Origin of the sequence: Desulfotomaculum sp. 1211_IL3151 (assembly GCF_036763075.1) — a bacterium.
Classification (GTDB): Bacteria; Bacillota; Desulfotomaculia; order Desulfotomaculales; family Desulfotomaculaceae; genus Desulfotomaculum.
Window position 1 is genome coordinate 1 of record NZ_JBAIYV010000030.1, and the last position, 10,981, is coordinate 10,981.

Here is a 10,981-nt window from a genome sequence, read left to right on the forward strand (position 1 = left end):
ACCGCACAGATCCATGCATATTTGATACCGGTTAATCAGCCAACCAAAATACAACCAAAGATAGAAGTCAAAGTAGCTAAACCGCAGATTGGAAAATATGACTCTCTTCTAATGGGGGGTGCTGCGGTGTGAGCGTCTTAAATCCACTAAACGAAACCATAAAGCTATATGCAAAACAGCTTAGAACCCCTTCGTTTTCAAGATACGAGAATATCGTAAGACAACTTTCCCCAGGCGATGGCTATGATAAATTCCTGTGTGAACTAATGAAACTGGAACTCTCTCAAAGGCAGGAAGCTGGGCAACGCCGAAGGATTAAAAAAGCAAGCTTCCCCGTAATGAAAACCCTCGATGAATTTAACTTTTCAAGGCTGGAGCATGTTTCTGAAGCATATATCCACGAACTTGCTTCTTGCGACTTTATCAAAAATAGACAAAACATCGTAATGATAGGCACTCCCGGTTCTGGCAAAACTCATTTGTCCACAGGGCTTGGCATAAAGGCTTGTTATGCCGGGTTTAATGTAAAGTTTTACACCGCCGTTAACCTTGCAAATGAGCTTGCCGAAGCTGTGCAATTCCATCGGTTATCAAAGCTTGAGAAAAGCCTTTCAAAAGTGGAATTGCTGATTATCGACGAACTCTCTTATCTGACCTACAACAGGCATCAATCGGAGATGCTATTTCAAGTAATATCAGAGCGTTCTGAGAGGGCCAGCATCATTGTAACAACCAATTTGGAGTTTTCCAGATGGACTGACCTTTTTGAAAATGAAATGATGGTTGCTGCTTTAATTGACAGGATCACCTTCCGCTCTCATATTCTCAATATGAATATGGAGGATTCCGATTCCTATCGGCTAGAGCAGACATTATTAAATGGAAAAGAGGTTAAGAAACATGAATAGAGTTATTGTCACTAACGAGTCAATGTACGATGATGATTCCCTACAATCCATCAAGGAAATGGAAAACCTTGAACTGATTAAGGCCATTCTAGAGTACAGCAAAAACCTTGAGGCTATGGTACTCGAACTAAGGCGGGAAGTAAATGACCTTACCCCTCCCGGTGATCCCAAGCCATACGAGGATATTCACAGTGACATTTACGAATCCTTTGATGACTATCCCGCCTATCAAAAACTCAGAGAAATATTTGAGTGTGAATAACCTTCATAGAATATGAGGTAGCCTGTGGAGCAAAACATCAGAACTATCGAATGCTTCCACAGGCTACCTTATAGTCTAAATAGTCTAAAGTGGCTCAGTTTTTTTCCAGCGTTTTCACCATAATGGATCACATTTTTCCTGGCGTTAGTGGCTCAACTTTTTTCTGGCGACTGGCTCAGTTTTTTCTTGACAATCGCACTTAGATTTGTGATGTTTAAGAAACAGCTTTTATTATATGAAAGGCTATGACTTATTGGGCGCCTACAATTGGTTGTGGTAATGACCGGGGTGCCGCAGGCATTGCTTCCAAAGGAGGCAGGGGAAAGGTCTCGTATTCTGAAGCACAGATATAAATATGGGCTTGACGGTAGATATCTCCAATACGGGTTGGGGTGGGTTTACCACTACCGTACCGAAGGGCTCAGTGGGGGATTCTGGGGAGCATATCAATATCAGTAAGACAACCCCTGTTATTAATTATCCTTTTCATTATATTTCCCTCCCTAAATATTTGTTTCACTTGTAGTTTCTAATTTTAAAAGCACCCCTTTTTTAACACTACTAATCCTAATAAATAATTAACAAAATATTTCAATGTTTACAATATATTTACTGCAACATCCCATTAGAAGGGTGTAAGTTGCCACTTTATTAGTGACAAAGTGACAGGGCTATCCTGAAAGAGACCATGGCCTAAAGCTAACGGCTAAAAAGACATCCCTTACAAGAAATGCAACGGATGTCTTTTTGATTTTCTAAAGGAGAGTTTTAATATCCTTAATATATTCAGGATAGCTTACGGCATCGCCAATAATGTTTAAGGCATGCCTGATCCTTGCTACTTCTTGGTCTTTGCCTGATAACTTTGCCAGGAGGCCATATAAATAATAAAGGTCAGCAAACCCTGAATAGTGCTTTAAGCCATTATTTAATAGGGATTGGGCTTCGGGATATAGTTTTATTTCTATAAGGCACCAGATCAACCATCTTAATAAAATGGCTTTCTCCTGGGGTTTGCTGTTTGTTTCTAAGTGTTGTTTAAAATATTTAAAGGCTGCGGTGTAATTTTCAGCGCTAAAGGCGGAGATGGCCTGGTGATAAGGGTGCTCCTCCAGCGGCAGTACCTGAAATGACAGGTAATGATAATCGACCTGACCACTGGTGGCTAATTTTCTTTGAAATACCGGGTGCCAGCGGGTTATTTTGCAGTGCTCATTGAGCTCATAAACAAAGGGGAGATAGATTAAGTCAGCGGCTGTACCTCCCAGAAACTGATCAATGGACCTTTGATCCTCTGGGGTAAAGGTTATGGGCATTAACTTTAGCCAGTCAGTTTCTTGCTGTACAGGGACGATTTGATGTTGGGCCGCTGCTTCGTAGAAAGTTTTAAGTCGGGTAATAATTTCCTGCCATTGAAATCCTGCGGCAGTTGTATAACCGTTTTGCTGTAAATGATGATATAGCTCTTGATCCTCTAAAAGGGTTATGATTTTATTTGCCAGTTCTTCCGTATCACCACAGGTAAAGAATAAGCAATTTTCCTGATCTACGGCATAGGCCAGAGCACCATCATTGGCTGTGGTAATGACCGGGGTGCCGCAGGCCATTGCTTCCAAAGGAGGCAGGGGAAAGGTCTCGTATTCTGAAGCACAGATATAAATATGGGCTTGACGGTAGATATCTCCCAATACGGGTTGGGGTGGGTTTACCACTACCGTACCAAAGGGCCCAGTGGGGGGATTCTGGGTTACCCATTTAAAGTTAATCTCATAACCTTTACTTTGAACCCTTTGGCAGGCCTGCCAAATGTCAGGGATGCGCTTGAATTTTGTATGTTCACTGCCCACACCTAAAAGCCATTTTTCTTTAGATATCTCTTTTTTGGGAAAGAACACCTCATTGTTTAGGGCATTATGAAAAACCAGAGCGTCCCGCTGAAAGACTTCTTTAATCTTTTCAGCCCCCGTGTGTGAGCAGGTAATGATATAGGCTGGCAATTGGTAGAGATGATAAATTAGTTTTTGTTTATCTTCCCTTACCCTCTCCCAATCCCATAAATGAAAGTCCCCCTGTTCAAAATAAACCACTGGGGCCACATTGGCCTCCACACAGGCAGCCAACTGATCCCAGTAGGTGGCCACCACCAGATCGCAATCCGAAGGGATGCCCCTGGCCAACTCAAGGCCAAAGGGAAATTGAATATAATCAGCCTTGATATCAAACCAATCCGGTTTGGTAAAGTGAGACAAAAGACTTACCTGTACCCCAACCTTTATCAGTTCATTGGCATGTTCCAGAATAACCTTTACACCGCCGCAGACACTTGCATGACCCAGCAAGTACACCACATGGAGGATTTTATCCAGTCGATCAATAGGCTGCTTTTTCTGAAGCCTTTGTTTTGCAATATAGTTTTGGCGTACCGCCCGCAATTGAAATTCCTTGGCCCTAAAGTAGTTGACTAAAGTCAAAAGTAAAACCTCCTTGGTTTTTTAGCCTTCAGCTATCGGCCGTCAGCTTTTTTGCATGTTTTGTTATGGGGTCAATTTGGCCATGAGCCATGGGCTTTTTATCTTGGTTCTTTGCACACGGCTATCTTTTATTTACTATATGTTTTGTTAGGAAAAAGTGTTTAAGGCTGAAGGCAGATGGCCGAAGGCTAAAAAAATTAGCACCTGCCCGTCAAAACACATATAATGTACAGATGGAAAAATGGACCTGTTTTAGTAACATATAAGTGAGGTCATGCATGTGAAAGCGTTAATACCCTGTGGTGGAAAGGGAACCCGCTTACGGCCTTTAACCCATACCATAGCGAAACCCCTGGTTCCTGTGGCTAACAAACCGATCCTGCACTATATCCTGGAGCAAATTGTAGAGGCTGGTATTACAGACATTGGCATTGTCGTAAGTCCGGAAAACCTGCTTTATTTCAGAGAGGCATTGGGTGATGGAGCAAGGTGGGGGAGTAAAATTTCCTACATTCTTCAAAGAGAGCAAAGGGGTCTCGCAGATACCGTCATTCAGGCTAAGGAGTTTTTAGAAGAATCTTCTTTTTTAATGTTTCTGGGAGATAATCTCATTCAAAAAGGAATAAAAGAGATTGTAAATGAATTTAGGGATTCCAATGCCGATGCAATTATTCAATTAAAAAGTGTGGAAGATCCTAGAAGATTTGGGGTAGCTATCATTGATGAGCATAATCGGATTATTAGGCTGTTTGAAAAACCCCAGGTACCTCCCAGTAACCTTGCGGTAGTAGGGGTTTACCTATTTCGGCCTGTCATTCATCAAGCAGTTAATGGGATTATCCCCTCTAAACGCGGGGAATTAGAAATAACAGATGCCATTCAAAAACTAGTTGATCTGAACTGCCGGGTGGAAGCCAGGGTCATGGACGGTTGGTGGCTGGATACCGGTAGAAAAGAAGAACTATTGGCAGCTAATCGCATTATTCTAGAAGAACAAACGGGGCTAAACATTGAGGGGGAAGTGGATCAAGAAAGTTTGCTGAAGGGGCCAGTGGAATTGGGTAAGGGTTCAAAGGTTAGTCAAAGCATCATCTGCGGCCCGGTTAGAATTGGAGAAAATGTGACCGTCCATAGATCCTATATCGGTCCCCATACATCGATCGGTTCCGGTACCATCCTTAACAATGTAAATTTACAGTACTCTGTGGTGATGGAAAATTGCCAACTGGCTAATATTGATCAATTGAGGGACAGCATCATTGGGTATAATTGTAAAATCGAGCGTTCGTTACATGTGAAGGAGCCTTTGAATTTGCTAATCGGTGATAATTGTGAAGTTCTATTGTAGCAGGATTAGCCATCCGTTATCTTGAAGATGGCCATGGCATAAATCAACAAGAAAAAGGAGCAGTCCTGGGGAAACTGCTCCTTTTTCTTGTTGGTTTATTGGGCACCTGTAAACTTGTTGATCATCGTTTGTATCATTTTATTATAAATATCTTCGAATGGTGTCTTTTTTAGCTGAGTAAATACACTATTTATTACTGTAAAAGCTTGGCTGGTTTTACTTTGATTTACCAGTTCTAAACCTTCTTGCAACTTAGCAGCTAATAGCTCAAAGATTATTTCCCTGGGTTTTTCATCGGCTATACCCTGCACGGAAAAGAGCTGTATGGGAGGGGCACCCATGGCGATACACTGGTTCATACAAGTAAGGCATTCATTTGTATTACCGAGGTTATAGTAAAGGATTCCTTTTAAATAAACCAAATCCGTATAATTGGGGTAAACCTTTACGTATTTATCGGCAAAGACCAAACCATCTTGATATTGCCCCAGTACCAGATAGCAATTTACCATGCTGCGAACCATGGCTGGTGCGTAGGATTCCTTTAAATCTGTTCTTTGCAAAGATTGCTGATAAAATTCCAATGCCTTTTGAAAATTGCCCAGCTTTTGCTGCTCTACGGCAATATAGAAAGGAATAAAGCCTGTGTTGCCATAGTCCTGCATGGCCTTTTGCAAGATGCGGAGGTTTCGTTCAATTTTGTTGCGCTGAGTGGTCTCGTCATTTTCGTAACCATAATGGTAAATGGTTATATTAGACTTGCCAATTTTTTTAGGGGAAGAGTTTCGGATAACCGATGGTAAGACCTGCTCATGGATGGGGCATTCAAAGCGATGCAGGGGGCTGTTGCGAAAGAGCCGGAAGCCCTGAAAAAGTGTGCTGGGCTTGTTATTGAACATGTTTACCATATTCACCCAGTAACCATCATAGTTTTCACTTTTCACCACTTCCCTTAGCAGGGGTGCTGTTTTGGCTTCTAGTTCTTCATCACAGTCTAAAAATAAGATCCAGTCTCCGCTGGCTTTTTCCAGGGATTTATTACGGGCCAGAGCAAAGTCATCCTGCCAAAGGTGATGGTAGACCTCTGCACCCATTTCCTCAGCGATTTCTACGGTAAAATCTGTGGAGCCGGTATCCACCACCACAATTTGATCCACAAAGGGCTTCGCACTTTTAAGACAGCGGCCAATGGAATGTTCTTCGTTTTTAGCGATAAGACAAAGGCTTATGGAAGGCACTTAATGCACCCCCTTGAGCAGAGTTTTTTGGTCTGATTTCATTTGCAGTTTAATCAACTGACGCATAAAATCTGCATTGTCGGGATAATTTTTAAGGGCCTCTTGAATCATATTGAGGGTTTGCTTTAAATAAATCTCCTGGAGGAGATTCCGAACCTTTTCGGCAGCATGCAGAGCCAGGGCTTTATGCAACATAGTTTGAGCGGAGTCGTATTCCTGGTTATTATAAAAATACCTACCCAGGGCATAGTATTTTTCATGAGTGCTTTGATTAATTTTTAGTTCATTTATAGCAAGACGGGCAGCCATCTCAAATCGCCCTTCATGGGGAGGATCAGACGTTAAAAGGTTAATTATTTCGGTGTTATCAAAACCACATAGATTCAATATACTTAGAACTAGGGCAAATGCTTTGTGTTCTAATAGCTCATTGATAATCTCATTAAAATAATAGTTATGGGGATTAAGTTCTATTTCCGTTGTTTGTTTCAATAACAAATCATTGATACCTTTAAGGTAATCAATAAATTCCTCATCCAGGGGAAGATCCTGTTCTAAATAGGGTAATAGATCCCTTGGTGAACCGGTGGCCCAGAATTTTGCAACCAACTCAAGGAATATCCTTTGTCTCTGATGGGAGTCATTAATTTCAGGTAATATAGAAACAGCCTGCTGATAACGGCCAATTTTTACCAGGGATCTACTCATATAATAATAAATTTCTGGTTTGATTTTGGATAATTGCTCAAAGAGTCTGATAGCCAGTTCATATTCCTCAATTTCATAAAGCATACGGGATAACATTAATTTTTCAGTGTTTTTATCCGCGTGCTTAACATTTTTCTTTAATAGCGTGTAAACCTGCTTCCCATCCTGTAGAGAAGCTTTTAATAACTTAGCTAGGTTAACATATTGTTGCATATCATTATTTTTAAGTCTTAGTCCCTGTAATTGATAGTGGAGGGCTTTTTTATGATTACCTATTTTTTTGTATATTTCCGCCAGCTTAAAATTGGGCAAAAAGCTGCCGACACCTGTTCTGGTGGTGTACTTCCCCTGACACTGTTCACCTAGCTGGAGGCATTTTTCAAAGGAAGTAATGGCCCTTCTAATATGACCCAGGGAATTAAAAAGCTCTCCATCGATATAATGAATATCAACGTAATCAGGATAATGGGCTTTGCATTTTTCAATATGTGTTACTGCCTCGTCGATCCTGCCCAGCTTCAATAGGCAGGAGGTCAATGAAACAAAGATACTTGGTGCATACATGGCCCGAATGTTTACATATTGTAAGGCTTTACTATAATTAGAAATTGCTTCTTCCAAGTTGTTGAGGTTGACACAGGAACCACCCAGGCTAAAAAGATAAAAGGGATTGTTAGGATCCTGTTCCACCAATTTCATATTAATTCGGTGGTTGCGCCGGGCTTTGTTTTTTGCAATAAATTCAGAGGCCAGGTAGCCATAGTGAAGAATATTAATCCCTGAGTTAATGACAGGGGTACCCTTGGCCCGGGGAGTAATGGAGCTGATAATCTGTTCATGCAGTTTTCCCTCAAAGCGGTAGGCCGGTTTATTTCTAAACATCCGAACATTAACGTGTTTTAATGGATCATTGTTGTCGGTAAGGTTAGTAATCTGAAAGATATAGGCTTCTACGTTGGAGCGTTTTGTAAGGGCCTTTATGCGCTCGGAGCAATTAGGTTCCAGTTCCTCATCGGCATCTAAATAAAGAATCCAATCGCCCTTGGCCTGATCGAGACCAAAGTTGCGTGCAGCGGCGAAATCTTCATTCCATTGATAATGGAAAATTTTTGCGCCAAACTGTTCTGCAATCGATACGGTAGCATCTTCAGAACCAGTATCCACAATGATCATCTCATCCACACAATCCTTGGCACTGTTTAGACACCGGGCTAAATTGTGTTCCTCATTTTTAACAATCATACATAGCGAAATCATGGTACTCCTCCTAAGACGTTATATGCCATTATATGTAGAAGGAGCAAAGACGTGAAAATGAAGGGCTGTTAGCGTTAATGAACATTAACAGAGCCAAATAAAAAAGGAGTGTCGTTTGTAGTTTTGCGACACTCCTTAGGGCTTTTAGAATACAGGATCACATACCGTCGTACAGAAAGTGGGTACAGAAACAAAGTCTGAAGATTTAAAATTAGTAACCTTTCTGCCGGAGCAGGTGGTGGTAGCTGCATAAACAAGAACTCCTGCATCAGAACGAATGACCCTAATTTCAACATTAAAGGGTACATCTGTAAGGTCTAGCAACTCTTCCGCAGAGGAACATGGTTCAAGGTCAAAGGTTATGGTTGCAAAGGGTGGGCAGAGTGGTGGAGCAAAACCAAGGGGACGTACGATAAAGGTAACGGTTTGTGCCTCTGTGGTATTGTTCAGGGCTTTGACAACCACGTTTTCCTCTTCACACTCTCTTAGGTAGGGGCCGCTGGACAGGAAGAGGGAGGGGCTTTCCGTTTGGTTAGCTAGAATTTGGCTGACTTCAGATTTAATTTCCAGTAAACCGTAGGTTGGGTTAAATACAGCACTTTCAATGGCAGATACTTCTTCTTTAATTTCTTCTAAACCAAAGGTAGGGCTGAATACAGCAGACTCAATGGCAGAAACTTCTGACTTAATGTCATTAAGCAGAGTAATGGGGATTACAATATCGATGTCGAGGTTGCTGACCAGGGAGAGAATTTCAGAAACCTCGAATTTGATTTCCTCTAGGCCAAAGGTAGGACTGAACACGGCATTTTCAATGGCGGATACTTCAGCTTTAATTTCACTGATACCAAAGACAGGGTTTAATACGATATCGGTAACAATGGCGAGGATCTCAGAAACCTCGGATTTGATTTCCTCTAGGCCAAAGGTACTATTATCAATCATATCCTGAATGCCGCCAACAATGGTTTCAACCAGTGATACTTCAGATTTGATTTCCAGTAAACCGTAGGTTGGGTTAAATACAGCACTTTCAATGGCAGATACTTCTTCTTTAATTTCTTCTAAACCGAAGGTAGGATTGAAAATAGCAGACTCAATATTTGAGACTTCTGCCTTAATGTCGTTGAGCAGTGTAATAGGAAATTCAATTTCCAGATCCCTTACAATGTCCAGAATTTCAGAGACCTCTGCTTTGATTTCCGGTAGACCAAAAGTAGGACTGAAAACCCCCCGCTCGATGTTTCTTACTTCTCTTTTAATTTCTTTTAATCCAAATCTGGGATCGCAAAGTAATTTTCCCAAGCTATCAATTTCTCTTTTTAAAATACAAATGGCTTTGATAATTTTGTGTAACAATGCCGGATCAGGACAACAATCAAAATCGTTACAGGGATCATGGTCTTGACAATCGTCTTCAGGGGGATTGCAATCCCACTGATCTTTACCACAATGCTGTTTTTTGCCCCATTTGTCCCAGGGATTTTTTTCATCCCAATTCCACATAAAGAAGACCTCCTTTGTTTATTTCTTTTACATAATATGACAGAGTAAGCTAAATGTGCCTTGACTGGCAGTTTTAGAGGAAATTTACATAAAAAAACTAGCCGGTAATGTTGTTACCGGCTAGTTTTTAGCTTAGTATCTTTATACTAATTTCCATACATAGAGGATTCAACTTTGCTTAATGCTAGGTGCACATGGTACCTACTGGTATCCAAGCGGTTGACTGAAACTCTGTATTACCTGGGGCAGCCAAACCGATTACTCCAGCCAAAACCGTTCTTCCTAAGGCGTATAAACTGATACCGAAGGTGGCACTGGTCTCAGCAAAGATAATGTAGCTATCTCCGACAACGATCGGTATTACGGGAAGTAATCCCCCACCGAAGAAGTCTCTGTCACCGCAGCAAGGAGGAAGGTCCAGTGAGAGAACATCTGAAGCCGGGCTAACACAATCGTTTGATTCCCTGATATAGAAGGTTACACTTTGGATGGAGTCAGTCGTATTAAAGGCCTGAACTTCAATGGCATTTTCACCCGTTTTGGTCGTAAAAGGACCAGTAGTAAAGAGATTGCCGCCTAATACCCCAGCCTCTACGATGCTTAGGATGCTAGATACTTCCGATTTAATTTCTATCAGACCAAAGGTTTCACTGAAGACAGCGGATTCAATACTAGAGATTTCGGATTTAATTTCCTGTAAGCCAAAGGTGGGGCTAAATACAGCAGATTCAATGGCGGAAACTTCTGATTTAATATCCGATAACAAAGCACCTGGGCATTCAAGATTAAGTGTGCTTACAATGGAGAGTATTTCAGATACTTCAGATTGAATTTCTTCCAGACCAAAGGTTAGGCTAAAGACCGCAGCTTCGATATTGGAAACCTCCGCCTGAATCTCACTTAAGCCAAAGGTTTCACTAAATACGGCAGATTCAATAGTGGAAATTTCAGCTTTGATTTCACTGAGTCCAAAGGTTTCACTGAAGACAGCGGACTCAATGTTGGAGATTTCGGCAATGATCTCACTGAAACCAGAGGTCAGGTTGCTAATTTCGGTCAGGATGCCACCGACAGCGGTCTCAATGAAAGAGATTTCAGACTTGATTTCCGGCAAACCAAAGGTGGGGCTAAAGACAGCGGATTCAATGCTGGAAATTTCAGATTGAATTTCTTCCAGACCAAAGGTTAGGCTAAAGACCGCAGCTTCGATATTGGAAACCTCCGCCTGAATCTCACTTAAGCCAAAGGTTTCACTAAATACGGCAGATTCAATAGTGGAAATT

The 10,981-nt window shown here is 41.5% G+C and carries 8 protein-coding genes and 1 pseudogene; 3 read left to right on the forward strand and 6 right to left on the reverse strand.

Annotated elements, in window-relative coordinates; all coding sequences use genetic code 11:
• The first annotated feature begins 128 nt into the window (after positions 1-128).
• Positions 129-908, forward strand: a complete 780-nt coding sequence (gene istB / locus V6C11_RS07475) for an IS21-like element helper ATPase IstB (protein ID WP_333530513.1) — start codon at positions 129-131, stop codon at positions 906-908.
• Complete coding sequence (locus V6C11_RS07480; RefSeq protein WP_333530514.1) at positions 901-1,170, forward strand: hypothetical protein; 270 nt, start codon at positions 901-903, stop codon at positions 1,168-1,170. Before istB ends, V6C11_RS07480 begins: the two co-directional genes overlap by 8 nt.
• Before the next feature lie 250 nt (positions 1,171-1,420).
• On the opposite strand, the gene V6C11_RS07485 is transcribed toward V6C11_RS07480, so the two are convergent.
• Together V6C11_RS07485 and V6C11_RS07490 are read right to left on the reverse strand one after the other, a co-directional pair.
• The gene (locus V6C11_RS07485) at positions 1,421-1,552 is read right to left on the reverse strand and encodes a hypothetical protein (RefSeq protein ID WP_333530520.1); all 132 of its coding nucleotides are present in this window, start codon (positions 1,550-1,552) and stop codon (positions 1,421-1,423) included.
• Between the two features lie 373 nt (positions 1,553-1,925).
• A complete protein-coding gene (locus V6C11_RS07490; RefSeq protein WP_333530515.1) occupies positions 1,926-3,641 on the reverse strand; it encodes a glycosyltransferase family 4 protein in 1,716 nt (571 codons plus the stop codon).
• A 274-nt stretch (positions 3,642-3,915) separates the two neighbouring features.
• Between V6C11_RS07490 and V6C11_RS07495 the strand changes: the two genes are divergently transcribed.
• Positions 3,916-4,989 carry a glucose-1-phosphate thymidylyltransferase gene (locus V6C11_RS07495; protein ID WP_333530516.1) on the forward strand — a complete coding sequence of 358 codons (1,074 nt, stop codon included), beginning with the start codon at positions 3,916-3,918 and terminating at the stop codon, positions 4,987-4,989.
• 95 nt (positions 4,990-5,084) lie between these two features.
• On the opposite strand, the gene V6C11_RS07500 is transcribed toward V6C11_RS07495, so the two are convergent.
• The 4 genes and pseudogenes from V6C11_RS07500 to V6C11_RS07515 form a co-directional block, all read right to left on the reverse strand.
• Positions 5,085-6,227, reverse strand: coding sequence for a glycosyltransferase (locus tag V6C11_RS07500; RefSeq protein WP_333530517.1), 1,143 nt, complete (start codon positions 6,225-6,227; stop codon positions 5,085-5,087).
• Complete coding sequence (locus tag V6C11_RS07505; RefSeq protein ID WP_333530518.1) at positions 6,228-8,192, reverse strand: glycosyltransferase; 1,965 nt, start codon at positions 8,190-8,192, stop codon at positions 6,228-6,230.
• Positions 8,193-8,336: 144 nt separating this feature from the next.
• Positions 8,337-9,698 carry a hypothetical protein gene (locus V6C11_RS07510; RefSeq protein ID WP_333530519.1) on the reverse strand — a complete coding sequence of 454 codons (1,362 nt, stop codon included), beginning with the start codon at positions 9,696-9,698 and terminating at the stop codon, positions 8,337-8,339.
• A 184-nt stretch (positions 9,699-9,882) separates the two neighbouring features.
• Positions 9,883-10,981 (reverse strand): annotated as a pseudogene (locus tag V6C11_RS07515) (hypothetical protein); the annotation flags it as partial.

Coding starts and splice junctions, on each gene's coding strand:
- V6C11_RS07480 (WP_333530514.1), top strand. CDS start 901: ATGAATAGAGTTATTGTCACTAACGAGTCAATGTACGATGATGATTCC.
- V6C11_RS07495 (WP_333530516.1), top strand. CDS start 3,916: ATGCATGTGAAAGCGTTAATACCCTGTGGTGGAAAGGGAACCCGCTTA.
- V6C11_RS07505 (WP_333530518.1), bottom strand. CDS start 8,192: ATGATTTCGCTATGTATGATTGTTAAAAATGAGGAACACAATTTAGCC.
- V6C11_RS07510 (WP_333530519.1), bottom strand. CDS start 9,698: ATGTGGAATTGGGATGAAAAAAATCCCTGGGACAAATGGGGCAAAAAA.